Annotated in this window: 23 protein-coding genes and 1 pseudogene; 13 read left to right on the top strand and 11 right to left on the bottom strand. The window is 62.4% G+C overall.

Annotated features, from left to right (window positions below; genetic code table 11):
• Positions 1–127: 127 nt before the first annotated feature.
• The gene (locus tag HX811_RS02450; protein ID WP_003212559.1) at positions 128–1438 is read right to left on the bottom strand and encodes an MFS transporter; all 1311 of its coding nucleotides are present in this window, start codon (positions 1436–1438) and stop codon (positions 128–130) included.
• Between the two features lie 161 nt (positions 1439–1599).
• On the opposite strand from HX811_RS02450, the gene HX811_RS02445 reads away from it, so the two are divergent.
• The 3 genes from HX811_RS02445 to HX811_RS02435 all read left to right on the top strand — a co-directional run bounded on the left by HX811_RS02445 (position 1600) and on the right by HX811_RS02435 (position 4534).
• Entirely contained in the window at positions 1600–2706 is a 1107-nt protein-coding gene (locus tag HX811_RS02445) for a sugar diacid recognition domain-containing protein (protein WP_003212558.1), read from the top strand.
• A 91-nt stretch (positions 2707–2797) separates the two neighbouring features.
• On the top strand, positions 2798–3943 hold the full coding sequence (locus tag HX811_RS02440; RefSeq protein WP_177044587.1) for a glycerate kinase: 1146 nt from the start codon (positions 2798–2800) through the stop codon (positions 3941–3943).
• 78 nt (positions 3944–4021) lie between these two features.
• Positions 4022–4534: a GNAT family N-acetyltransferase gene (locus tag HX811_RS02435; RefSeq protein ID WP_003212556.1), complete on the top strand. Its 513-nt coding sequence runs from the start codon at positions 4022–4024 to the stop codon at positions 4532–4534.
• Here the strand turns inward: HX811_RS02435 and HX811_RS02430 are convergent.
• Complete coding sequence (locus HX811_RS02430; protein WP_177044586.1) at positions 4531–5226, bottom strand: aspartate/glutamate racemase family protein; 696 nt, start codon at positions 5224–5226, stop codon at positions 4531–4533. The genes HX811_RS02435 and HX811_RS02430 overlap by 4 nt on opposite strands.
• A gap of 126 nt (positions 5227–5352) precedes the next feature.
• On the opposite strand from HX811_RS02430, the gene HX811_RS02425 reads away from it, so the two are divergent.
• Positions 5353–5847: a hypothetical protein gene (locus HX811_RS02425; protein WP_177044584.1), complete on the top strand. Its 495-nt coding sequence runs from the start codon at positions 5353–5355 to the stop codon at positions 5845–5847.
• A gap of 110 nt (positions 5848–5957) precedes the next feature.
• Here HX811_RS02425 and HX811_RS02420 read toward each other — a convergent pair whose 3' ends face one another.
• Positions 5958–6179 (bottom strand): cbb3-type cytochrome c oxidase subunit 3, encoded by a 222-nt coding sequence (locus tag HX811_RS02420; protein WP_177020105.1) that lies wholly within the window; start codon positions 6177–6179, stop codon positions 5958–5960.
• Positions 6179–7606: pseudogene (ccoN, locus tag HX811_RS02415) on the bottom strand (cytochrome-c oxidase, cbb3-type subunit I). Before ccoN ends, HX811_RS02420 begins: the two are co-directional and overlap by 1 nt.
• A 208-nt stretch (positions 7607–7814) precedes the next feature.
• Between ccoN and aldA the strand changes: the two are divergent.
• From aldA to HX811_RS02395, 4 genes are all read left to right on the top strand, one after another.
• Positions 7815–9239: an aldehyde dehydrogenase gene (aldA, locus tag HX811_RS02410; RefSeq protein WP_003212551.1), complete on the top strand. Its 1425-nt coding sequence runs from the start codon at positions 7815–7817 to the stop codon at positions 9237–9239.
• Between the two features lie 76 nt (positions 9240–9315).
• A complete protein-coding gene (locus HX811_RS02405; RefSeq protein ID WP_177044582.1) occupies positions 9316–10626 on the top strand; it encodes a nitrate/nitrite transporter in 1311 nt (436 codons plus the stop codon).
• 1 nt (position 10627) lies between these two features.
• The gene (locus HX811_RS02400) at positions 10628–11845 is read left to right on the top strand and encodes a mandelate racemase/muconate lactonizing enzyme family protein (protein WP_177044579.1); all 1218 of its coding nucleotides are present in this window, start codon (positions 10628–10630) and stop codon (positions 11843–11845) included.
• A 27-nt stretch (positions 11846–11872) separates the two neighbouring features.
• The gene (locus HX811_RS02395; protein WP_177044577.1) at positions 11873–13483 is read left to right on the top strand and encodes a GMC family oxidoreductase; all 1611 of its coding nucleotides are present in this window, start codon (positions 11873–11875) and stop codon (positions 13481–13483) included.
• Positions 13484–13597: 114 nt separating this feature from the next.
• Here the strand turns inward: HX811_RS02395 and HX811_RS02390 are convergent, their stop codons facing one another.
• Both HX811_RS02390 and HX811_RS02385 read right to left on the bottom strand, forming a co-directional pair.
• Positions 13598–14518, bottom strand: a complete 921-nt coding sequence (locus HX811_RS02390; RefSeq protein ID WP_177044575.1) for a pyridoxal-phosphate dependent enzyme — start codon at positions 14516–14518, stop codon at positions 13598–13600.
• Between the two features lie 150 nt (positions 14519–14668).
• Positions 14669–15778 (bottom strand): DSD1 family PLP-dependent enzyme, encoded by a 1110-nt coding sequence (locus tag HX811_RS02385; protein WP_177044573.1) that lies wholly within the window; start codon positions 15776–15778, stop codon positions 14669–14671.
• A 57-nt stretch (positions 15779–15835) separates the two neighbouring features.
• Here HX811_RS02385 and HX811_RS02380 point away from each other — a divergent pair, with 57 nt between their 5' ends.
• Positions 15836–16462, top strand: a complete 627-nt coding sequence (locus HX811_RS02380; protein ID WP_177044571.1) for a transcriptional regulator — start codon at positions 15836–15838, stop codon at positions 16460–16462.
• Between the two features lies 1 nt (position 16463).
• On the opposite strand, the gene HX811_RS02375 is transcribed toward HX811_RS02380, so the two are convergent.
• Both HX811_RS02375 and HX811_RS02370 read right to left on the bottom strand, forming a co-directional pair.
• Complete coding sequence (locus HX811_RS02375; RefSeq protein WP_177044569.1) at positions 16464–16841, bottom strand: RidA family protein; 378 nt, start codon at positions 16839–16841, stop codon at positions 16464–16466.
• On the bottom strand, positions 16838–17803 hold the full coding sequence (locus HX811_RS02370; RefSeq protein ID WP_177044567.1) for a threo-3-hydroxy-L-aspartate ammonia-lyase: 966 nt from the start codon (positions 17801–17803) through the stop codon (positions 16838–16840). Before HX811_RS02370 ends, HX811_RS02375 begins: the two co-directional genes overlap by 4 nt.
• A 114-nt stretch (positions 17804–17917) precedes the next feature.
• On the opposite strand from HX811_RS02370, the gene HX811_RS02365 reads away from it, so the two are divergent.
• From HX811_RS02365 to HX811_RS02355, 3 genes are all read left to right on the top strand, one after another.
• The gene (locus HX811_RS02365; RefSeq protein ID WP_177044565.1) at positions 17918–18538 is read left to right on the top strand and encodes an LpxA family transferase; all 621 of its coding nucleotides are present in this window, start codon (positions 17918–17920) and stop codon (positions 18536–18538) included.
• Positions 18539–18622: 84 nt separating this feature from the next.
• Positions 18623–19141, top strand: coding sequence for a sigma-70 family RNA polymerase sigma factor (locus tag HX811_RS02360; RefSeq protein ID WP_003217001.1), 519 nt, complete (start codon positions 18623–18625; stop codon positions 19139–19141).
• Positions 19138–20073, top strand: coding sequence for a FecR domain-containing protein (locus tag HX811_RS02355; protein WP_177044563.1), 936 nt, complete (start codon positions 19138–19140; stop codon positions 20071–20073). Before HX811_RS02360 ends, HX811_RS02355 begins: the two co-directional genes overlap by 4 nt.
• A gap of 145 nt (positions 20074–20218) precedes the next feature.
• Here the strand turns inward: HX811_RS02355 and HX811_RS02350 are convergent, their stop codons facing one another.
• From HX811_RS02350 to HX811_RS02340, 3 genes are read right to left on the bottom strand one after another with little or no spacing between them, the layout of a single operon-like run.
• Positions 20219–20932, bottom strand: a complete 714-nt coding sequence (locus tag HX811_RS02350; protein ID WP_177044561.1) for an ABC transporter ATP-binding protein — start codon at positions 20930–20932, stop codon at positions 20219–20221.
• 2 nt (positions 20933–20934) lie between these two features.
• Positions 20935–21768 (bottom strand): ABC transporter permease, encoded by an 834-nt coding sequence (locus HX811_RS02345; RefSeq protein WP_003217006.1) that lies wholly within the window; start codon positions 21766–21768, stop codon positions 20935–20937.
• Positions 21769–21778: 10 nt separating this feature from the next.
• On the bottom strand, positions 21779–22750 hold the full coding sequence (locus tag HX811_RS02340; RefSeq protein ID WP_177044558.1) for an aliphatic sulfonate ABC transporter substrate-binding protein: 972 nt from the start codon (positions 22748–22750) through the stop codon (positions 21779–21781).
• A 414-nt stretch (positions 22751–23164) separates the two neighbouring features.
• On the opposite strand from HX811_RS02340, the gene HX811_RS02335 reads away from it, so the two are divergent.
• On the top strand, positions 23165–23380 hold the full coding sequence (locus HX811_RS02335; protein WP_003217010.1) for a molybdopterin-binding protein: 216 nt from the start codon (positions 23165–23167) through the stop codon (positions 23378–23380).
• The last annotated feature ends 25 nt before the right edge of the window (positions 23381–23405 follow it).

Below are 23405 nucleotides of genomic sequence, written 5' to 3'. Positions count from 1 at the left end.
TTACCTGGAATGGGCGTAGAGGTTAATACGGCTGTCAGGCAGTTGTTTGCCTATAAAAACACGCCTTTATATGAGCAGATAGATGACCGGCGCCGCCCTCGATATCGCGGCACCGGTCAGCACTGATTCAAGCCTTGAGTGTGCGCGTCATGCGCAACGCCAACACACTGCCCGCGACGATCACCGCCGCCAGCAGGTACAGCGCCAGGTCCGTAGACCCGGTGGCATCTTTCACAAACCCGACGATATACGGGCTGAGGAACCCCGCCATCTGGCCCATGGAGTTGATCAACGCCAGACCGCCCGCTGCCGCACCTGCGCTGAGCATCGCGGTTGGCACCGGCCAGAACATCGGCAGGCCGGTGAGGGCACCCATGGTGGCGATGGTCAGGCCGAGGATCGCAATGGCCGGCGTGGTTGCAAAGTTCACCGCAATCACCAGCCCGATCGCGCCCATCAGCATCGGCACCACCAGGTGCCAGCGACGCTCCTTGCGCAAGTCGGCAGAGCGGCCCACCAGCAGCATGAACACCGCCGCCAGCAGGTACGGGATCGCACTCAGCCAGCCAATCACCAGATTATCGCTGAAGCCCATGTTCTTGATGATCGATGGCAGCCAGAAGTTGATGGCGTACACACCGCTCTGGATGCAGAAGTAGATCAGGCCGAACGCCCAGATCGCCGGGTTCTTGAACACTTCCAGCAGCGAGTCGCTGGTGGTCTTCGGTTTGTTGGCCAGGTCGGTCGCCTGGTCGGCTTCCAGCACCGCGCGCTCATGGGGCGTGAGCCACTTGGCGTTGGCAAAGCTGTCGCTGAGCAGGAAGTAGGCGAGGGCGCCGAGGATCACCGTCGGCACGCCTTGCAGCAGGAACATCCACTGCCAGCCCGCAAGCCCGCCCTGGCCGGCGGCGAAGTGGTTGAGGATCCAGCCGGAGAACGGGCTGCCGAGCAGGCCGGATACCGGAATCGCCGACATGAACAGCGCCATGATCCGCCCACGGCGGAAGGTCGGGAACCACTGCGAGAGGTACAGCACCACGCCCGGGAAGAACCCGGCTTCAGCGGCGCCGGTCAGCAGGCGCAAGCCGTAGAAGTGCGTCGGTGTGGTAACGAACAACAGGCAGGTGGACAGGGCGCCCCAGACGATCATCATCAGCGCAATCCAGCGCCGTGGACCGAATTTGGTCAACGCCAGGTTGCTCGGCACGCCGCACAGCACGTAGCCGATAAAGAAGATCCCGGCACCGAGGCCGTACACGGTCTCGCTGAATTTCAGGTCGTCGAGCATCTGCAACTTGGCAAAGCCGACGTTGACGCGGTCGAGGTAGTTGAACAGGTAGCAGATGAAAATGAAGGGGATCAGGCGCAGGGTGATGCGCTTGTATACGGCGTTTTTATCGTCATCGGTGGCCTGGGTAACAGCGGCGCTCTGTGACATGGCAGTCTCTCTTTATTATGATTTTTCGCGATGCGAGGGTAACGTTGATCGCCCAACGAGTCTCGGCCACCTCAAGGGGTGCTGTCTTTGTGCTCGCGCACAGTGAAGCATGGTTTGCGCTGTGCCTATGAACAACCGGTTTTTTTCAGGAATTTAGCCCCATGTTCGAGCTGGATCATGACCTGGCGCAGGATATCGTCAATCGCACCATGGCGATCCTGCCTTATAACGTCAACGTCATGGACAGCCAGGGCCTGATCCTGGGCAGCGGCGAACCCGAGCGGATCAACACCCGCCACGAAGGCGCGCAGTTGGTGCTGGCCAACGGGCGGGTGGTGGAAATCGACGGCCAGACCGCCAAGCACCTCAAGGGCGTGCAACCCGGGATCAACCTGCCGCTGCTGCACGACCAGCGCCTGATCGGTGTGCTGGGCATTACCGGTGAGCCGGAATTGCTGCGCACCTATGCCGAACTGGTGCGCATGACCGCCGAAATGCTGGTCAGCCAGCGTCACCAGCAAGCCGAGCAGCAATGGCGGCGCCAGCGCTGCGATGATCTGCTGGCACTGCTGCTGGCCGAGACCGGCGATTCGCCGCGCCTGGTGGATGAAGCCCAGCAACTGGGCCTCAAGCCGCAGCTGGCGCGCACGCCGTACCTGTTCGAGCTGGGCAGCGGCCAGTCGGCCGAGGCCTTGAGCGCCTGGCTGACCTCGCGCTACCCCGACAGCTGGTGCGTCAGCTCCGCGCAGTTTTCCCTGCTGTGGTGCCGGCCGGCGTCGGTGCAAGTCGATAACCCGCGCCTGCTGGAAAAGCTCGACGGCCTGGGCTGGAACATCCTGCGGGTCGCCGTCGGCGGGCAAGCGGACGGGCTGGCCGGCCTGCGCCGTTGTTACCGGCGAGTCGGCGACCTGCTCGCCTATGGCCGTGATGTGCTGCCCGAATCGCGGTTGCTGACCCTCAATCGCTACCGCCTGCCGGTCATGCTCTGGCGCCACCGCAACGACGACGCCCTCGATGAATTGCTCAACCCGCTGCGCAAGGTACTGGCCAAGGACAGCAACGGCCAGTTGCTGGCGACCCTGCGCAGCTGGTGCGACCACGACGGCCAAAGCCAAGCCTGCGCCGATGCCCTGGGGATCCACCGCAACAGCCTGCGCTACCGCATGGAACGCATCGCCGAGCTGAGCGGCGTCGACCCGCTGACCCTCGACGGCATGCTCGCGTTGTACCTCGGCGTGCAGCTATTGCCGCAAGCTTTGTCCAAATGAACAACAAACCCCAGCCACTCTTGTGCAATGGACCGGCGTTATTGCCGGTGCCAACTGGCAGCATGGGCGTTATAAAAACCGGAGAAAGCCCATGAAAATCATCATCGCCCCCGACTCGTTCAAGGACAGCCTGAGTGCTGAAGGCGTGGCGAATGCCATTGCCGAGGGGTTGGCCAGCGTGTGGCCCGACGCCGAGCTGATCAAGTGCCCGATGGCGGACGGTGGTGAGGGCACAGTGGAATCGGTACTCGCCGCCTGCCAGGGCGAGCTGCGCGCCACCCGTGTGCAAGGGCCATTGGGCGGCAGTATCGACGCGCATTGGGGCTGGTTGGCCGAGAGCCACACCGCAATCATCGAAATGGCCGAAGCCAGCGGCTTGCAACTCGTGCCACCGGGTCAGCGAGATGCGTGTTCCAGCAGCACCTTCGGCACTGGCGAGCTGATCCGCGCCGCCCTGAATGCCGGCGCCCAACGCATCATCCTGGCCATTGGCGGCAGCGCCACCAACGACGGCGGCGCCGGGGCGATGCTTGCCCTAGGTGTGCAGTTGTTTGATGCCGAGGGAGCAGTGCTGCCCCTTGGGGGCCTGGCGCTGGGCAAGCTGTCGCGCATCAGCCTTGAACAACTGGATCCCCGCCTGAACGAAGTGCGCTTCGAAATCGCCGCCGACGTGAACAACCCTCTATGCGGTCCTCACGGGGCCTCGGCGATTTTCGGCCCGCAAAAGGGCGCCAATCCCCAGCAAGTCGAACAACTGGATGCGGCCCTCGGCCATTTTGCCGATCACTGCGCCAGGGTCTTGCCCAAAGACGTACGTGACGAACCCGGCAGCGGCGCCGCCGGCGGCTTGGGTTTCGCCGCCAAGGCTTTCCTTGGCGCGCAGTTTCGCGCGGGTGTTGAAGTGGTCGCAGAGCTTGTTGGGCTTGAGCAAGCCGTGCGTGGCGCCGACCTGGTGATCACCGGCGAAGGCAGGTTCGACGCCCAGACCCTGCGCGGCAAGACCCCGTTTGGCGTGGCGCGAATCGCCAGGCAGCACAACGTGCCGGTGATCGTGATCGCCGGCACATTGGGGGATGGCTACGAGCAAATGTACGCCCACGGCGTGGATGCCGCGTTCGCCTTGCCGTCCGGCCCGACTACCCTGGAACAGGCCTGCAGCGAGGCACCGCGCCTGTTGCGCGAGCGCGCCTCGGACATTGCCCGGGTTTGGAAATTGGTGGCTGCGCGTTCCCGATGAGTGCAGTGCAGGGCTCGCCATTCTGGGGCCTTGCCGCCTACACTGGTCGGCCACGTGTTTTTCAAAGGACGAAACACCATGCACACACCTGAACCCAAGATCGTTATCACGCGCTTCACCGAGGCCCATCTTGAAGGCGTCGCTGCGCTCTACAACGACCCGGCTGTATGCCGTCAGGTGCTGCAAATGCCTTTCCAGTCGGTCGAGGCCTGGCGCAAACGCCTGGTGCAGGACAACGAGCGGCGGCTACAGCTGGTGGCGCTGCATGCCGGTGAAGTGATCGGCCAGCTGGGTTTGGAACAGTATTTGCGCGTGCGCCAAAGCCACGTCGGCTCATTCGGCATGGGCGTCGCCACCGCCTGGCAGGGCAAGGGCGTGGGCTCCCGGCTGCTGGGCGCGGCGCTGGAGGTGGCGGATAACTGGATGAACCTGCACCGGGTGGAACTCACGGTGTACGCCGACAACGAAGCCGCCCACCGCCTGTACCACAAGTTCGGCTTCGAGACCGAAGGCCTGCTGCGCGATTACGCCGTGCGTGACGGCGCATTCGTCGACACGCTGACCATGGCGCGCATCCGCAAGCCGGCCTAGTCGTCCTGCAACGCAAACGCCACCGCAGCCTGCGCATGCAGCTCGGTGGTGTCCAGCAAGGGCAGGTCGCTGTGCTGCGGCTTGATCAACAGGCTGATTTCCGTACAGCCGAGGATGATGGCCTGGGCGCCACGGGCGGCCAAAGACTCGATCACTCGCTGGTACACCTCGCGCGATGCGTCGCTGATCACCCCGACACACAATTCCTCATAGATGATCCGGTGCACGGCCTGGCGCTCGTCTGCGTCCGGCACCAGCACGGTCAGCCCCTGCGCCGCCAGGCGTGACTTGAGAAAATCCTGCTCCATGGTAAATGCGGTACCCAGCAGGCCAACGGTCAGGGTGCCAGCTTCCACGGCCGCCGCGCCGGCAGCGTCTGCAATATGCAGAAACGGTATCGACACCGCCGCTTCAATCTGCGGCGCTACCAGGTGCATGGTGTTGGTACACAGCACCATGCACTCGGCGCCCCCGGCTTGCAGGCGGCGGGCGGCGTCTTCGAGGATCAGCGCCGCATCGTCCCAGCGCCCGGCGTGCTGGGCCTGCTCCACCGGGCCGAAGTCGACGCTGTACATCAACAGTTGTGCCGAGCGCAGCGGCCCGAGCTGGTCGCGCACGTTCTGGTTGATGATGCGGTAATACTCGGCGCTGGACTCCCAGCTCATGCCGCCGATAAGGCCGATGGTGCGCATGCGATGCTCCTGAATTGGACGGGCGAGGGCACCACATTACCCGCGCGCTGCGCTTTAGTCATACGCCGGTGTGCGGCATCTGCCATGATCAAGGCTCGCAACATGGGTCACCCAAGGAACACGGCAATGGACGATGTACAACAACTGGGCGAGATGCTGCGTCATTACGCCGACAGCGAAGCCCACAAGAAACAGCAGTTCGAAGTGCAGTCGGCCCATTGGGCGCAGAAGATCGGCGAGTTGTTCGGCCAGATCGAGCAGTGGCTTGCGCCTGTGAAGACGGTCGGTTTGCTGGAAGTGCAGCGCGAGACGTACGTGGCTTCCGGCCCCAGCGTGCCGGTGGAGACCTCCACCTTCAAGACCGAGAAACTGACCATCCATATCGCCGGCAAACCGGTGGAGTTCGTGCCGGATGTGATGGGCGCCGGCGGTTTGATTTCGCTGTCGGTGATGGGCTTGACCGCCGCCCGCTACGGCAGCATTTCCCTGGTATTGCTCCCGGGGAAAAACGACTGGCTGTGGAAGAAAACCAACGGTTTGAAAGACCCGGATACGTTCGGCTTCGATGCCAACTTCCTGGCGTTGCAGTTGCAGAGCCTGATTCCCCGCGAACGCGGCTAGTCGCTCAATGTGGTGCTTGTGTGGGAGCGGGCTTGCTCGCGAAAGCGGTGTGTCAGTCGCTGTATATGTTGACTGAACCACCGCATTCGCGAGCAAGCCCGCTCCCACAATTAGATCTCTATATTGCCCCAGTCCTGCTTTGTTTCCTCAGGCGCCACCGCGTTGACTCGCTTGCCCGTGGCCAGCTCCACCCGCCGTGCCACTTCCGGGTCATCGGCGAACGGCATCAGGCTGGCCTCATCCAGGCTCTCCTTCGACTGGCCCCGCAGGCAATACTCCACCGCGCCATACAGACTGATCACCGCCGCCAGGTTCAGCGCTATCTCCCACATCAGGCGATCTGCGCGTCAAGCTGCGCCACCTTCAAATCCGCCACACGCACGGTGCGCCAGGTGTTGTACGCCATCAGCAACATGCCGCTGAGGAAGAATACCCCGCCGACGAATCGCACTACAAATCCCGGATGGCTGGCCTGTAACGCTTCCACAAACGAGTAGGTGAGGGTGCCGTCATCGTTCACCGCCCGCCACATCAGGCCCTGGGTGATGCCGTTGACTCACATTGACGCGATGTACAGCACCGTGCCAATGGTCGCCAGCCAGAAGTGCATATTGATCAGCCCCACGCTGTGCATCTGCGCGCGCCCGAAGACTTTCGGGATCATGTGGTACAGCGAGCCAAATGTGATCATCGCCACCCAGCCCAGGGCGCCGGCGTGGACGTGGCCGATGGTCCAGTCGGTGTAATGGGAGAGGGCGTTGACGGTCTTGATCGCCATCATCGGCCCTTCAAAGGTCGACATCCCGTAGAACGCCAGCGACAGCACCAGGAAGCGCAGGATCGGGTCGGTGCGCAATTTATGCCAAGCCCCGGAAAGCGTCATCATGCCGTTGATCATCCCGCCCCAGCTCGGCGCCAGCAGGATCAGCGACATCGCCATCCCCAGCGACTGCGCCCAGTCCGGCAGCGCGGTGTAGTGCAGGTGGTGCGGACCGGCCCAGATGTACAGGGTGATCAGCGCCCAGAAGTGCACGATGGACAGGCGATAGGAATACACCGGCCGCCCGACCTGCTTCGGCACGAAGTAGTACATCATCCCCAGGAAACCGGTGGTCAGGAAGAACCCCACGGCGTTGTGCCCGTACCACCACTGCACCATCGCGTCGGTGGCCCCGGAATACACCGGGTAGGACTTGAACCAATCCACCGGGATCGACAGGTGATTGACCACGTGCAGCATGGCGATCACCACGATAAATGCACCGAAGAACCAGTTGCCGACGTAGATGTGCCGGGTCTTGCGCTGCACCACAGTGGTGAAAAACACGATCGCATAGGCCACCCACACCACGGTCATCCACACCGCGCCGCTGAACTCGATCTCGGCGTATTCCTTGGTGGTGGTGTAACCCAGTGGCAGGCTGACCAGCATGATCACGATCACCGACTGCCAGCCCCAAAAGGTAAAGGCAGCGAGCTTGTCCGAGTACAGCCGTACCTGGCAGGTGCGCTGTACTGCGTAGTAGCTGGCGGCGAATTGCGCGCTGCCGGCAAAGCCGAAAATCACCAGGCTGGTGTGCAGCGGGCGCAGGCGGCCGAAGGTGGTCCACGGCAGGTCGAGGTTCATCTCGGGCCACACCAGTTGCGAGGCGATCCACACGCCCATGGCCATGCCGACCACGCCCCAGACGATAGTTGCAATGACGAATTGACGCACGACCTTGTAGTTGTAGGCCTGTGCGGTTGATGGTGGTTGCATGCTTAGTCCTCCCACGGTTCCAAGTGGGCGGCACTGTAGGAAGTATGGGTAGAACAATACAGACTCAGACCCGGGTCATTAATACGGACCAGCCACTAACCTGCATTTTTCGCACGTTACCCCCGTCAATAAATCGTTTGTCCAACCCCCGCCCAATGACAAAACTGCAAGTCACTCGCAAAACAACAACGATTGGGCAAAAAACCATATGCAAATCGAGCGCAACTTTTACAACGGCCACTTCGCCGAACCTGCCAGCACCGCCCAAATCGCGGTCTACAACCCCGCGACCGAGGCCCAGGTAGGCCGGGTGTCCGCCGCCACCCCTGATGAAGCCATTGCGGCCGTCGATGCCGCCGCCAGCGCACAGAAAACCTGGGGCAAGCTCACCAGCATCCAGCGCGCCGAACACCTGCGGGCTTTCGCCGCCGCCCTCGAAACCTGCGCTGAAAGCATAGGCCGGGCGCTGGCCAGCGAATCCGGCAAAAGCCTCGACGACGCCAGCAACGAAGCGCGCTACGCCGCCCAGATCACCCGCTACCACGCCGAATGGGCACGCCGCATCGAAGGCGAAATCATCCCCAGCGACACCCCGGACGAAAACCTGTTCCTGCAACGCGAGCCGATTGGCGTCGTGGCTTGCCTGATTCCGTTCAACTACCCGGTCTATACCCTGCTGCGCAAAATCGCCCCGGCGCTGATTGCCGGCAACACCGTGGTGGTGCGCCCGAGCAACAACACGCCGTTGTCCGCCTTTGAAATCGCCCGTGCCGTCGAGCAGTCGGGCATGCCGGCCGGCGTGATCAACATCCTGACCATGGACCACGCCACCGCCGCCGCCCTGTGCACCCACAAGGCCGTGGGCCTGATCACCCTGACCGGCAGCGTCAACGCCGGGCGCATCGTGCTCGACTACTGCAAGGCCAACATCGCCAAGCCGTCCCTGGAGCTGGGCGGCAAGACCCCGGCGATCATCGAGGCCGACGCCGACCTGGAAAAAGCCGCCAGCGACATCATCGCTTCCAAGACCACCCACTGCGGCCAACTGTGCACGGCGGTCGAGCGGGTGTATGTGCAGGAAAGCGTGTATGACCGATTCCTGGCCCTGCTCAAGGCCAAGATCGGCGCCGTCAAATTCGGTGACCGTGCCACGGATGCGGGCCTGATGGGCCCACTGGTCAACGCCAGCTCCCGGCAGAATATTCACGCCATGGTCGAGCGCGCCATCGCCGACGGTGCTGTACTGGAAACAGGCGGCGTACTTCCCGAAGGTCCGGGCCATTTCTACCCGCCGACGCTGCTCAGCGCCTGCCGCCAGGACATGGAAATCATCCAGGAAGAAATCTTCGGCCCGGTGCTGCCGGTGCTCAAGTACCGCGATATCGACGAAGCGCTGGCCATGGCCAACGATCACCAGTTCGGCCTGTCGTCGGTGCTCTATACCGAGAACTACCGCACGGCCATGAAAGTCGCCAACGCCATCGAGGCCGGCGAGTTGTACGTCAATCGCACCCCGGCCGACCCTTACCAGGGTTTCCACGCCGGTTGGAAACGCTCAGGGCTGGGCGGCGATGACGGCAAGCACGGGATGCTTGAATTCACCCAGACCCGTTTGGTGGTCATGAAGTACTGATTCACCGACCACCGGCTTCACCTCAATAAAAACAATTATCGGGGCACCTGCACAGTGGGTGCCCGAGGTCTACAAGATGTCCAAGCCTGCACCCGTTGCCCAGGGTTTCGATGCCGTGTCCGCGGCTAAAAGCGACAAAGCCAGTCGCTACTTCCAATTGATGTTGCTGGTATTGGCTGCCGGGGCGATCTACCCGATCCTCTACCTGCGCCAGGTCTACCAGACCACCATGCTCGAGGTGTTCCAGATCAACCACAGCCAGCTGGGTTATCTGTACTCGATGCTCGGTACGATCTTCCTGCTCAGCTACCTGCCGAGCGGCTGGTTGGCCGATCGCCTGCCGCCACGCTTCCTGATCTTCTTTTCGCTGGTGGCCACCGGGGCCCTGGGTCTCTGGTACTCCACCGTGCCGTCGATGACCGGGCTGATGATCATCTTCGGCTGCTGGGGCCTGACCACCGGCCTGACCTTCTGGGCTTCGGTGCTCAAGCGGGTGAAGATGATCGCCCATCACAGTGAGCAGGGCCGTTTCTTCGGCATCCTCGACGGCGGCCGTGGCCTGGTGGAAGCCTTGCTGGCGACCGTGGCCCTGGGGCTCTTCGCCTACGCCACCGAGACCCGCAGCCAAACTGCGGCCGAAGGCTTCAAGCACGTGGTGTACCTGTATTCGTTCGTGTGTATCGCCATTGGTTGTGTGCTGGTGCTGCTCAAGGACCCCAAGTCCATGGCCGAAACTGCGGCGGTGGAGAAGGGCAAGTTCAACCTGATCGCCGACCTCACCACCCTGGTGAAAATCCCCGAGCTGTGGCTGGTGACCGCCATCGTGTTCTGCGGTTACCACATGTTCTGGGCCACCTACAGCTTCTCCGATTACCTGCAAGGCAGCGGCATGACCGCCGTGATGGCCGGCACCATCACCACCATCAAGCTGTGGATGCGGCCCATCGGCGGGATCGGCGGCGGCTGGCTGGGGGACAAGTTTTCGAACATCTCGGTGCTGATCGTCGCGCTGCTGCTGGTGACCCTGGCGATGGTCGGCCTGATCGTGTTCCCGGCCATTGGCAGCCTCGGCTTGCTGATCGGCACGGTGATCTTTATCGGCCTGATGACCTACGCGATTCGCGGCCTGTACTGGGCGATCCTCGACAGCTGCGACATCCCGCTGCGCATCACCGGCCTGGCCATCGGCATCGTCTCGGTGGTGGGTTACCTGCCGGACACCTTTATCCCGCTGATCAATGGCTACCTCACCGACACCTACCCGGGGCAGGTCGGCTACAACCTGTACTTCGGCTACATCGCCTTCATCGGCGTGCTCGGGACCCTCGCGGCCCTGACCTTGCGCGCCCGGATCAATCGTAAAAAATTCAACCAGACAGGTGCCTGAGATGAAAATCGTCGCCCTTGAAACCCATATTGTCGCCGTACCGCCACCGCACATAGGCGGCATGTATTGGCTGTTCGTCAAACTGAAAACCGACTGCGGCATCGAAGGCGTGGGCGAGATCTACGCCGCCACCTTCGGCCCCAAGGCCATGCTGCCGATCATCGAGGACGTGTTCGAGCGCTACCTGCTCAACCACGACCCGCACCATATCGAGCGCTTCTTCCGCCAGGCGTACTCCAGCGGTTTCACCCAGCGCCCCGACCTGACCATGATGGGCGTGGTCAGCGGCCTGGAAATGGCCTGCTGGGACATCATCGGCAAGGCCGCCAACAAACCGGTCTATGAGTTGCTGGGGGGCAAGGTCAACGAACGCCTGCGTTCCTACACCTACCTGTACCCGGTCAACAGCAAGGGCGAGTACGACTACGACGACCCGGACCTGGCCGCCGAATGCGCGATCGAGAACATGAACAAGGGCTTCACCGCCGTGAAGTTCGACCCGGCAGGCCCGTACACCGCGTACTCCGGCCACCAGATCTCCCTGGAAGTGCTGGAACGCTGCGAAACCTTCTGCCGCAAGATTCGCGAGGCGGTGGGCGACAAGTGCGACCTGCTGTTCGGCACCCACGGGCAGATGGTGCCGTCGTCGGCGATTCGCCTGGCCAAGCGCCTGGAGAAATACGACCCGCTGTGGTTCGAAGAACCGGTGCCACCAGGCCAGGAAGAGGCCATGGCCCAGGTCGCGGCCAAGACCAGCATTCCCATCGCCACCGGCGAGCGCCTGACCACCAAGTACGAGTTCTTCAAGCTCTTGCAGGCCGGTGGTGCATCGATCCTGCAAATGAACGTGGCCCGCTGCGGCGGCCTGCTGGAAGCCAAGAAAGTCGCGAGCATGGCCGAGGCCTACTACGCGCAGATCGCCCCGCACCTGTACAACGGACCGATCGGCGCAGCGGCGAGTTTCCAGTTGGCCACGTGCACGCCGAATTTCCTGATCCAGGAAAGCATCATGACCTGGGGCGGTTTCCATGCCGAAGTGCTGACCAAGCCGCTGCAATGGGAGGACGGCTACATCATCCCGTCCACCGAGCCGGGCCTTGGGGTGGAGCTGAACATGGACGTGGTGCGCAAGCACACGCCGTACACCGGCGAGCGGCTGCACCTGCAAATGGCGCCCACGCCTGCTGACGTGAAAGACACTTCGCCCGCCAAGGGCTAAAAAAAACGACTTATGCGGTAACCGTGAATGACATACGACTACATCATCGCCGGCGCCGGCGCCGCAGGTTGCGTCCTGGCCAACCGACTCTCCGCCTCGGGCGAGCATTCGGTATTGCTGCTGGAAGCCGGCGGCAAGGACAGCTCCTGGTGGTTCAAGATCCCGGTCGGTTTCGCCAAGATGTACTACAACCCGACCTTCAACTGGATGTACTACAGCCAGCCGCAAAAACAACTGGCCGACCGTGCCATCTATGCCCCGCGGGGCAAGGTGCAGGGCGGTTCCGGCTCGATCAACGCCATGATCTACGTGCGCGGCCAGGCCCATGATTTCGATGACTGGGCGGCCAATGGCAACGACGGCTGGGGCTTCAAGGACGTGCTGCCGTACTTCCGCAAGCTGGAAAATCACCCCCTGGGCGACACCGAATACCACGGCAGCAGCGGCCCCATCAGCATCACCCCGATGAAGGGCCAGACCCATGCCATCTGCGATGTATTTCTCAAGGGCTGCGAGCAATTGGGCTATGGCCTGAGCGATGACTTCAACGGGCCGAACTTCGAAGGTGCGGGCCTCTACGACGTCAACACCCGTAACGGTGAGCGCTGCTCCAGCAGCTTTGCGCACCTGCACCCGGCGTTGGGTAGGCCGAACCTGACCGTGGAGTTGCATGCGCTGGTAGACCGCGTGCTGTTCGACGATCAGCAGCGCGCCACCGGCATCAGCGTGACCCAGCACGGCGTGGTTCGCACCTTTACCGCGCGCAAGGAGGTGATCCTGTGCGCCGGGGCGGTGGATACGCCGAAGATCCTGCAACTGTCGGGTGTGGCGGACAAGCAATTGCTCGCCGAACACAACATCCCGCTGGTCAAGGACCTGCCTGCAGTGGGGCAGAACCTGCAGGACCACCTCTGCGCCAGTTATTACTACAAGGCCAATATCCCGACCCTGAACGACCAGCTCAGTTCGCTGTTTGGCCAGCTCAAACTCGGCCTCAAATACCTGCTGACCCGCAAGGGCGCGCTGGCCATGAGCGTCAACCAGGCCGGCGGGTTCTTTCGCGGCAACGAAGGGCAGGCGCACCCCAATCTGCAGCTGTACTTCAACCCGCTGTCGTACCAGATCCCGAAAAACAACAAGGCCAGCCTCAAGCCCGAGCCGTATTCAGGCTTCCTGCTGTGCTTCAACCCGTGCCGGCCTACCAGCCGCGGGACGATCCGCATCGCCTCAAAAAACCCACGGGACGCGGCCTTGATCGACCCCAACTACCTGAGCACCCAAAAGGACATCGACGAGGTGATCCAGGGCAGCCGGCTGATGCGCAAGATCATGCAGGCGCCGGCGCTCAAGGGCGTTACTGTGGCCGAGGTATTGCCGGGGCCGGCGGTGCAAACCGATGAGCAGATGCTGCAGTACTTCCGCGAGAACAGCGGCTCGATCTATCACCTGTGTGGCTCATGCGCCATGGGCTCGGACCCGCTGGTGTCGGTGGTGGACAAGCGCCTGAAGGTGCACGGGATGCAAGGGCTGCGGATTGTCGATGCGTCGATTTTCCCCAACGTGACCTCGGGCAATACCCATGCGGCGGTGTTGATGGTGGCGGAGAAGGGTGCGGATCTGATCCTGCAGGATGCCTGAATTGATCGTTCCCACGCTCTGCGTGGGAATGCATCCTGTGACGCTCCGCGTCACGACTTCAAGAGCAGACGCGGAGCGTCCAGGGCGGCGTTCCCACGCGGAGCGTGGGAACGATCATAGAGAGACCGTGTTCTGCCACTGAGCAACCGTTTCGGCACTGATGCTCACCCCACCACACACAATCACCACCACATCCTCAATCCCGGCAATCGCCCCATGCTCCAGATACGCCACGGCCAACGAAACCCCACACGCCGGTTCCACCAACTGGCGTAAATCATCGGCGTACCGCGCCACGCCCATCATCGCGTCGGCATCACTCAACACCACGCATTGATGGGCAAACCTGCCGATATGCTGCACCGGCCACGCCGCCACCTGGGTCGCGGCCAACGACTTGGCCACCGTATCGATCTTCGCCAGCCGCACGGGCTTTCCAGCCTCTACGGCAGCAGCAAACGAAGCCGCGCCCGCCGTTTCACACGCAATCACCTTGCAGCCGAACCGCCCATGACGCTCCAGGCCCGTCAGAACGCCCGCGAGCAGTCCACCGCCGCCCACCGAGGTCACGATGGCGCCCACCTGAGGGCAGTCCTCAAGAATCTCATCGATCATGCTGCTGTGGCCTTCCCACAACAGCGGGTGATCAAAGGCCGGCACATACAGTGCCTCAGGTGATTCGGAGAGTTGCAGCGCCAGCTCATTGGATTGATCCCACAGATCACCGTGCACCAGCACCTCGGCCCCGGCCTGGCGGATGCGTGCGCGGGTGGCTTCGGGGGTGGTGGTCGGCACCACGATCCGCGCCTGTAACCCCAGGCCGCGCGCCGCGAAGGCCGTGGCCAGCCCGGCATTGCCGCCGGAGGGGCATACCACCGTGGTCTTGCCCTGGCTCGCCGCATAGGCGCACAGCGTGGTCATGCCGCGCAACTTGAACGAGCCACAGGGTTGCAGGTTCTCGAGCTTCAGCCAGACCCGCCGGGTAGCGGTAGACAAGCCGGGGTGCAGGATCAACGGGGTGCGAATCGGCAGCATTTCACAAGTTCCTTTTGGGTGAGGCTGCCATCCTACCTCAGCTCGTGGCTGCCACCAGAGGCCATGGCTACCTATGGTTTCGCTCTTGCAGCGAGTCCTGCCGGCTTCCCGCGTTCGCAGCCCTAACCGAAGAAACGGATAACCCCCGACCTACCAACCGCGCAACCGCTCCCACACCCGCACCTCGCCATTCCCCAGCAGCGCACTGTAGCTACCAAATTGCGTCCCGGTGGCACACGCATGATTGGGCAGTACCCGCAGGCGCGTGCCCAACGGGAAACGTTCAACCACATCCACCGCCACCCCGTCGAACCAAGCCACCCCATGCTCCTGATTCGCGCTGCCCACCAGCAACCCCTCAATCACCTCGCCACCCTCGGTACACACCTGCCCATAACCAAAATCCCGCTTCTGCGACTGCGTCCCACGATCCCGACTCATCGCCATCCACCCCGCGTCGGTAATGATCCAGCCCTTTTCCACCTGATGCCCGATCACCGTAGTCAGCACACTCAACGCCAGCTCATCAATGCGGCACACCCCAACGTTATGCATCACCAAATCAAAAAACGCATAAACCCCAGCCCGCAGCTCAGTCACACCCTCCAGGCTCACCGCCGACAGCGCCGTGGGCGTCGAACCCACACTCACCTGCAAGCAAGGCAACCCCGCCCCCCGAATCACCTCGGCCGCTGCAACACAGCGCGCCCGTTCCTGCTCGGCAATCGCCCGCAACGCCTCAGGCGTATCCAGCCCGTAACTTTCCCCGGCATGAGTCAACACCCCGGCAAGCATCCCGCCGCCATATAGCAGCCTTGCGATCTCCAGCAACAGCGGATCCTGAGGCTTCACCCCGGACCGGTGCCCATCACAGTCAATCTCAATCAGCACCGCAAAAACCTCACCCTGCAGCGCACCAAACTCGACAATCGCCCGGGCCCCGGCAAGGCTGTCGGTGATCAGCGTCAGCGCACACCCCTGACGACGCAATGCCAACGCCTGAGGCAATTTATGCGGCGCCATCGCCACCGCATACAGAACGTCCCGAATGCCGAGGTCGAAAAAATACTCGGCCTCCTTCAACGTCGAAACCGTAATCCCCGTGGCCCCGGCGGCGATTTGCGCCGCCACCACCTCGGCACATTTATGGGTCTTCACATGGGGCCGCAAGCTCACACCCAAGTCATCGGCACGCTGCTGCATACGCAGGATATTGCGCTGCATCCGGCTCACATCCAGCAAAGCTGTCGGGGTTTCCATCGTGCACACTCCAAAAGGTAAATTGACGGTCTATCCAGTACTGGATATGTTGTCTGAATGAAAAAACACACTCCCGAACAAGCGGCCTTGATCAGCCAACTCGAACAGATTGCCGAAGGCCTGAGCAAGACCTTCAGCCCGTTTTGCGAGGTCGTGCTGCACGACCTGCGCGACCCGCAGCACGCAATCATGGCCATCCACAACAACCTCTCCGGGCGCCGGCCGGGTGACCCGGCCACCGAGCTGGGCCTGGCGCGGATTGCCGATCCCGAGTACCCGCAGGTGATCGCCAACTACCAGAACCAGTTCGCCGACGGGCGTCAGGTCAAGAGCACTTCCATCGGTATCAAGGACTCCACCGGCAAGTACGTGGCGGCCTTGTGCATGAACGTCGACCTCTCGTTGTTCCGTGGCTTGCAGGGCATGCTGGAACAGTTCGGCTCGGTCAGCGGCGACCGGCCCGCCGAGTCTCTCGACCCGTCCGGTGCGGACGCCATTCGTGCGCGCATCGACCAGTTCGCCGCACGCCTGGCGACCACCCCACGTGCCCTCAAGGCCGCCGACCGGCGCCTGCTGATGCAAGAGCTGAAAGAAGCCGGCGTGATGGACATCCGGCGTGCCATGGAAACGGTTGCCTCACACCTTGGGGTCTCGCGGGCGGCGGTCTACACCTACGCCAAATGACCTATGCCGAGCGCGCCACGGCTTCGATTTCAATCAGATAGCCGTGGTGCAGTTCCGGCACCGGCACCACCGCGCGGGCGGGGCGGTGATCCCCCAGCGCAGCGGCGTACAAGCCATCAAATTCAGGCCAGTGTTTTACCCCCACCACGTACACCGTGACTTTCACCAGGTCTGCGGATGAGCCGCCTGCGGCCTTCAAAATCGCCAACAGATTGTCCAGGGCCACTTGAGCCTGTTCGGCAAACGAAGCCTCGAGGTTATGACGCCCGTCAGGGCTCACTGGCAATTGCCCGGAGATGTACAGCGTGCCCTGGTGGCTTACGGCCTGGGAGTAGTGACCGGCAGGCGCCGAGGCTGCGGGGGTGTGGATGAGGTTCATTGTGGAGCGCTCAGCAGCCGCGCATACGTTTGGAGGTCGACGTTGCCGCCTGTCACGATGACGCCCACGCGCTGGCCCCGGAACTGATGCTTGAGGTTTCGCAGGGCCGCGAGGCCAAGGCAGCCGGTGGGCTCCACGACCATCTTCATGCGCTGCATGAAGAACTTCATCGAGGCCACCAATTCGGCGTCCGAGACAGTGAAAATGTCAGTGACCTGCTCGCGGATGATCGGGAAGGTGTGCTGACCCAAATGCTGGGTCTGGGCGCCGTCGGCGAGGGTGACGGGCGTGTCGATGTGCACGATGCTGCCGCTCTGGAAGGAGCGCTGGCCGTCGTTCCCGGCTTCGGGCTCGACCCCGTACACGAGGCAATCGGGCGCCAGCGCACGGGTGGCCAGCGCGGTGCCGGAGAGCATGCCGCCACCACCCAGGCCGACAAACAGCGCGTCCAGCGGGCCGGTAAACTCCAGCAGTTCCTTCGCGGCAGTGCCCTGGCCGGCCAGCACGTCCGGGTGGTCGAAGGAGGGGATCAGGGTCATGCCGTGTTGCTCGGCGAGGGTGCGACCGATCTGCTCGCGGTCTTCGGTGATGCGGTCATAGAACACCACGCTTGCACCGTATTCCCGGGTAGCGGCGACCTTCGCGGCGGGGGCGTCGGTGGGCATCACGATGGTTGCTGGCATCTGCAACAACCGTGCGGCCAGCGCGATGCCTTGCGCATGATTGCCCGAGGAAAACGCCACGACGCCAGCCTTGCGCTGCTGCTCATCAAAACGCGACAGCGCATTGAAGGCGCCGCGAAACTTGAACGAGCCGGTGCGTTGCAGGTTTTCGCACTTGATGAACACCTGAGCGCCGGTCTCGGCATCGAGGGTACGCGAGGTGAACACCGGCGTGCGGTGGGCGAAGCCTTCCAGGCGTTCGGCGGCTTTGATCACGTCATGGTAGGAAGACGGTGGCATGGAAGGAAACTCTCGAATGTCGTTGAGTGGATAAAATATCCATATCTATACAAACTGTAAAGCTGCATTTCATGCTAGCGTTTCGGGCTTCTCTGATCTGTAGAGGGCTCGACGTTGATTCGACTGACCGATTACATCGCTGATTTTTCCCGTTCGCCGCTGGCACCCTGGGTGGATCTTGCGCCGTGGGAGTTGGTGACCCAGGCGCCGGAAATCGTTCGCAAGTTGCTGGAGGGGCTTTCTGACGACGATTATGAGATTCATGACGAGATCGCCGTGCACCGTACTGCGGTGGTTGAAGCGGGCGCTGTTTTGAAAGCTCCGCTGATCATCGGCGCCCACTGTTTTATCGCTGCCGGTGCCTACCTTCGCGGCGGTTGCTGGGTGGATGAATATTGCATCTTCGGACCGGGTGCAGAGCTCAAGACATCCTTTGTCTTCAGCGGCAGCAAGTTGGCGCATTTCAACTTTGTCGGTGATTCGGTATTGGGCCGCGGGGTTAACCTGGAAGCCGGCAGTATCGTCGCCAACTACCGGAACGAGCGTGACGACAAGGAAGTGCAGGTGCGCATTGACGGGCAGTTGCAGCGCACCGGCTGTGACAAGTTTGGCGCGCTGCTGGGGGACCAGTGCCGGGTGGGAGCCAATGGCGTGCTGGCGCCGGGTGCGGTGCTCGGTTCAGGTCGTGTGGTGGGGCGCGGTCAACTGTTCGATGGAGAAGTGGGCAACGGTTAGTCGAAAAGAACGTGGTATGCCGGCGGGTTATTAAATAGAATGAATCTCATTTGAGACTGACTCGCGCCGCGCAGGTTACTTGCCATGAATGATGCTGTAGTGCCGACGCACCTCGCTGAACCCAGCCTTCACACGTTGTACCGCGACCACCGCAGCTGGCTCGAAAGCTGGCTGCGGCGCCGCTTGGGCAACGCCTGGGATGCGGCCGACCTGAGCCAGGACACGTTCCTGCGGGTGCTGGCCAGCGCGCAGCCGATTGCGCAGTTGCAGGAGCCCCGGGCCTATCTGGTGACGGTGGGCAAGCGCTTGCTGGTGAATTTTCACCAGCGGCGCAGTCTGGAACAGGCGTATCTCAATGCGTTGATGCAGTTGCCGGAGGCTTGCGTGCCGTCGCCGGAGCAACGCTGGTTGCTGCTGGAAACCCTGCAAGCCCTGGATGAATTGCTCGACGGTTTGCCGGCGGTAGTGCGCCGCGCGTTTCTTTGGAGCCAGCTGGAAGGACTCGCCTATCGGGAGATTGCCGAGCGGCTCAAGGTGTCCGAGCGTACGGTCAAGCGCTACATGGCCCAGGCTTACGAGCATTGCCTGCTGGTGGAACTGTGAGCCGTACTGCGCCGGATCTCGCCCGGGCGGCGGCGCAATGGCTGGCGTTGCTGGAATCCGGCAGCGCCACCGAACGTGATCACGCCCGCCTGCAGCAGTGGCGTGACAGCCATCCCCAGCATGAGCAAATCTGGCAAAAAGCCCAATCGCTGCGCCAGCGGTTTACCGACTTGCCGCCAGCGTTGGCCATGGCCAGCCTCGATCGTCCGCAACCGGGACGGCGTGCAGTACTCAAGCGTGCCTTGGGCGTCGCCGCGTTGTTGCCAACCGCGTGGTTGCTCAGCCGGCAATTGCCTATCGACGTGTGGCGCGCCGACCTGCACACCGCTACTGGCGAACGCAAGCGAGTGCCGCTGTTGGATGGCAGCAGCCTGCAACTGAATACCGCGAGCGCGGTGGACGTGGATACGGCCCGGCGCCGTGTGACGCTGGTGGAAGGGGAGATGGCGTTGACGGTGCCGGGGGCTGGTGCGCTGACGGTGCAGACGCGTTATGGCCAGGTGATCGTCAGCCAGGCTGAAGTGTGTGTGCGGCAGTTGTCTTCCGGGTGTTTGGTGTCGGTGTTGAAGGGCGCGGTGCAGGTGCAGGACCTGCGTGGGCAAGTGGCGACATTGCAGGGGGGGCAGCAGGCACGGTTGCAGGCGTCGGGGATGGGCGCTGCGGTGGGGTTTGATGTGTTGCAATTGGGTTGGCGCGACGGTGTGCTGACTGCGCAGAACCAGCTGTTGGGTGATTTTTTGCGGGAGCTGGAGCGGTATCGGCCGGGTGTGCTGCGCTGGGACCCGAGCCTTGAAGCGCTGCGGGTCACTGGGAGTTTTCAGTTGGCTGATACCAATCGAATTCTTGCGTTGCTGGCGTCGACGATGCCGCTGCAAGTGCAGTCCCGTACGCAGTATTGGGTGACGTTGACGCCGCGTAAATCGGCTGCTTGATGCGATCCTTGTGGGAGCGGGCTTGCTCGCGAAGAACCTGAGAGCGCCGCGTTGAATCAGGATGCCCGCGTCATCGTTAACGACCTTCNNATTTGAACCGTGCCCGCTTTAGCTTTTGATTTTGGGCGGACTCAACACGTGCCTTTCAGATCACATGCGCCCGCTGCAGCTCAGTCAACGCCAGTGCCTTGAGCCGCGCCAACAGCGGATCCCGCCGATCCCGCGGATGCACCAACTCCACCGCCAGCTCTTGGCGAATACTGCTCGGCCGGTTATCCATCACCAACACCCGGTCACTCAGGTACAGCGCCTCGTCCACATCGTGAGTCACCAGCAGCAGGGCGATCCCGTGGTGCTCGGCCAATTGCAGCAGCAGGTCCTGCAGCTTCATGCGGGTAAACGCATCCACCGCGCTGAACGGTTCGTCCAGCAACAGCACCTGCGGCCGTGAATACAGCCCGCGAGCAATCGCCACCCGTTGCGCCATCCCGCCAGACAACGCCTTGGGCAACGCCTGGCCAAAACCCGTAAGCCCCACCTCATCGATCAACTGCGCGACCCAGACCCTGTCATAGCCATCGTCATCGCTGAAACCAATGTTTTGCTCCACCGTCAGCCATGGCATCAGGCGTGGCTCCTGGAACACAAACGCGACCTCACCACCGCCTTGCAACAGTTCCCCCTGATAGTCCTTTTCCAGCCCGGCGACGATCCGCAGCAAGGTGCTTTTGCCGCAGCCACTGGGGCCCAGCAAACTGACGGCTTCCCGCGGCTGCAAGGCCAAATGGACGTTGGTCAGCACCGTCGTTGCGCCGAAGTTTTTCCGCTCGACGCGAATGTCCAGTAGCGCTTCACTCATGCTCAATTCTCCGGGCCTTGGCCGTTGAAGGTATCGCGCCAGGCCAGGCAGCGTTTTTCCAGGGCCGCCAACAGGCCGTCGCTGATCTTGCCCAGCAGCGCCAGCACGATGATCGCCGCCAGCACAATGTCAGGCCGTGAGGTTTCCCGGCCATCGCTGAGCAGGTAACCCAGGCCCTTGGTCGCAGCGATCAACTCGGCCGCCACCAGGAACATCCACGCCAGGCTCAGGCCGCTGCGCAAGCCGGTGAACAGGCCGGGCAGGGCGGCAGGCAACAGGATGCGACGCACCAGGCGCGTGCGGCTGAAGCCATACATCTGCCCGACTTCCACCAGCTTGCGGTCGATGTCGCGAATGGCCGCGACGCCATTGAGGTACACCGGGAAGAACGCGCCGATGGCAATCAGCACGATCTTCGAGGTCTCATCAATGCCCAGCCACAGCAGCAACAGCGGCACCCAGGCCAGGCTCGGGATCGAGCGCAGGCCGGCGAAGGTTGGTTCCAGGTACGCCTCGGCCTCGCGGCTCAAGCCGACCCAGGCGGCAAACACCAGGGCCAGGCCGGCGCCGATGGTGAACCCCAGCAGCACCCGCAACAGGCTGGCGCTGATGTGTTTCCACAGCGCGCCTTCGGCGAGGTCGGTGAGGGTCACGGCGATCTCGCTGGGCGCCGGCATCTGGTAGGACGGCAGCCAGCCGATGCGCACCACCACTTCAAGGATCACCAGGATCAACACCGGCAACGCCAGGCCCTTGAGCCGCCGCGGCCAGGCGCTGCGCTGCACGGTGAGCGTTGGCGCGAGTGCGACGGGCAGGGTTTCGCTTTTGCTGCGCATGACGCTCCCCTTATGGACGAGGCAAAGCCTGGCCAAAGCTTGGGTCGATCAACTGGTCGATCACCTGATCCACATTCACCCCACGGCGCACCAGTTCTTCCGACACCAGGATCGGCGCGGCCGCCTTGGACGACACCACGTCCTGGGCAGTGAGCAATGGGCTGCTCAAGTCGGTACGCGACAATTGCAGCTTGGCCACGTCCAGAGGCAGGCCGGATTCGTCGGCCAGCAGCTTGGCAAATTCGTCGGGGTGTTTCACCGCCCAGTTGCGGGCTTTTTCATAGGCGCCGAGCACCTTGGCGATGGTCTGTGGATGCTCCTTGGCGTATTTGTCGGTCACGCTGACCACGCCGTAGCTGTTGAAGTCCTTGTTGCGGTACAGCAGGCGCGAACCCGCCTGGATTTCGCTGGCGGCCATGTGCGGGTCGAGACCGGCCCAGGCATCCACATCACCTTTCTCCAGCGCGGTACGGCCGTCCGGGTGCTGCAGGTGCACCAACTCCACGTCGTCCTTGCTCAGGCCGGCTTTCTGCAGGCTGCGCAGGGTGAACAGGTACGGGTCGGTGCCTTTGGTGGCGGCGATTTTCTTGCCCTTGAGGTCGCTGACGCTCTTGAACGTCGAGTCCTTGCGCACCACGAGTGCGGTCCACTCGGCGCGGCTGTACACATACACCGACTTGATCGGGCTGCCATTGGCCCGGCTGAGCACCGCCGACAGGCTGGCGGACGAGGCGAAGTCGACGCCGCCGCTGTTGAGGTATTCCAGGGAACGGTTGCTGCCCTGGCTCAACACCCAGCCGACCTTGGTTTGCGGCAGCGCTTCTTCAAGCCAGCCGAAGTGCTTGAGCACCAGGCTCACCGGGGAGTAGTAGGCGTAGTCCAGATTGACTTGCGCAGGGTCGGTTTCCGCTGCATGGGCCAGGGGTTGCAGGCTGAAGGCGAGGGCGCAGGCGCCCAATAGGGTATTGAAGTAGGGTTTCATGGAACAGCTCCGGACAAGGCGGGAAAAGAGAAGGCTTTTCTTATATTCAGAAAATTCATATGGCATGTTCCATCATGCGTTATAGGAATATGCAGTCTCTGTGCCAGCGTCTTTGCAGGGCAGGGCAACGCCCTGGCGTAGCAGCTGTCGAGCCTCAGCGAGACTGCGTTCGCGGTGTGTCAGACAGACCGCTGACGCAGTCTCGCTTGGGCTCGACAGCTGCTACGTGGGGAGGTGGTTGGGAGTGGGGAGGCGGGCACTTTGTTGAATCGCTGTTGGCTGTGCAACAGCTCGCATATGTTTTTATGGAATAAATAAAGAGTTATATATTCCTTTTGTTGGTTTCACGAATAGGGCACTTTGAGTGCCTGCGCATTCGTGCGGATTGACCCAACAGACCAAAGGAAAGCCGACATGACCATTAAAGCGATCAACGTGCGCAACCAGTTCAAAGGCGTGATCAAGGAAATCCTGATCGGCGAAGTGGTGTCCGAGATCGACGTGCAAACCGCGTCGGGGATCGTGACGTCGGTGATTACCACCCGCTCGGTGCGTGACCTGGAATTGAAGGTGGGCAGTGAAGTGATTGCCTTTGTGAAGTCGACTGAAGTGTCGATCGCCAAGCTGTAAACCCGAGTCCAGTTGTGAACCCAAT

It is taken from the genome of Pseudomonas sp. F8002 (assembly GCF_013385495.1).
GTDB lineage: Bacteria > Pseudomonadota > Gammaproteobacteria > Pseudomonadales > Pseudomonadaceae > Aquipseudomonas.
The sequence above is the reverse complement of the archived record's forward strand: the minus strand, read 5'-3'. Positions and strand labels throughout refer to the sequence as shown.

Coding starts and splice junctions, on each gene's coding strand:
- HX811_RS02450 (WP_003212559.1), bottom strand. CDS start 1,438: ATGTCACAGAGCGCCGCTGTTACCCAGGCCACCGATGACGATAAAAAC.
- HX811_RS02445 (WP_003212558.1), top strand. CDS start 1,600: ATGTTCGAGCTGGATCATGACCTGGCGCAGGATATCGTCAATCGCACC.
- HX811_RS02440 (WP_177044587.1), top strand. CDS start 2,798: ATGAAAATCATCATCGCCCCCGACTCGTTCAAGGACAGCCTGAGTGCT.
- HX811_RS02435 (WP_003212556.1), top strand. CDS start 4,022: ATGCACACACCTGAACCCAAGATCGTTATCACGCGCTTCACCGAGGCC.
- HX811_RS02430 (WP_177044586.1), bottom strand. CDS start 5,226: ATGCGCACCATCGGCCTTATCGGCGGCATGAGCTGGGAGTCCAGCGCC.
- HX811_RS02425 (WP_177044584.1), top strand. CDS start 5,353: ATGGACGATGTACAACAACTGGGCGAGATGCTGCGTCATTACGCCGAC.
- HX811_RS02420 (WP_177020105.1), bottom strand. CDS start 6,179: ATGTGGGAGATAGCGCTGAACCTGGCGGCGGTGATCAGTCTGTATGGC.
- aldA (WP_003212551.1), top strand. CDS start 7,815: ATGCAAATCGAGCGCAACTTTTACAACGGCCACTTCGCCGAACCTGCC.
- HX811_RS02405 (WP_177044582.1), top strand. CDS start 9,316: ATGTCCAAGCCTGCACCCGTTGCCCAGGGTTTCGATGCCGTGTCCGCG.
- HX811_RS02400 (WP_177044579.1), top strand. CDS start 10,628: ATGAAAATCGTCGCCCTTGAAACCCATATTGTCGCCGTACCGCCACCG.
- HX811_RS02395 (WP_177044577.1), top strand. CDS start 11,873: ATGACATACGACTACATCATCGCCGGCGCCGGCGCCGCAGGTTGCGTC.
- HX811_RS02390 (WP_177044575.1), bottom strand. CDS start 14,518: ATGCTGCCGATTCGCACCCCGTTGATCCTGCACCCCGGCTTGTCTACC.
- HX811_RS02385 (WP_177044573.1), bottom strand. CDS start 15,778: ATGGAAACCCCGACAGCTTTGCTGGATGTGAGCCGGATGCAGCGCAAT.
- HX811_RS02380 (WP_177044571.1), top strand. CDS start 15,836: ATGAAAAAACACACTCCCGAACAAGCGGCCTTGATCAGCCAACTCGAA.
- HX811_RS02375 (WP_177044569.1), bottom strand. CDS start 16,841: ATGAACCTCATCCACACCCCCGCAGCCTCGGCGCCTGCCGGTCACTAC.
- HX811_RS02370 (WP_177044567.1), bottom strand. CDS start 17,803: ATGCCACCGTCTTCCTACCATGACGTGATCAAAGCCGCCGAACGCCTG.
- HX811_RS02360 (WP_003217001.1), top strand. CDS start 18,623: ATGAATGATGCTGTAGTGCCGACGCACCTCGCTGAACCCAGCCTTCAC.
- HX811_RS02350 (WP_177044561.1), bottom strand. CDS start 20,932: ATGAGTGAAGCGCTACTGGACATTCGCGTCGAGCGGAAAAACTTCGGC.
- HX811_RS02345 (WP_003217006.1), bottom strand. CDS start 21,768: ATGCGCAGCAAAAGCGAAACCCTGCCCGTCGCACTCGCGCCAACGCTC.
- HX811_RS02340 (WP_177044558.1), bottom strand. CDS start 22,750: ATGAAACCCTACTTCAATACCCTATTGGGCGCCTGCGCCCTCGCCTTC.
- HX811_RS02335 (WP_003217010.1), top strand. CDS start 23,165: ATGACCATTAAAGCGATCAACGTGCGCAACCAGTTCAAAGGCGTGATC.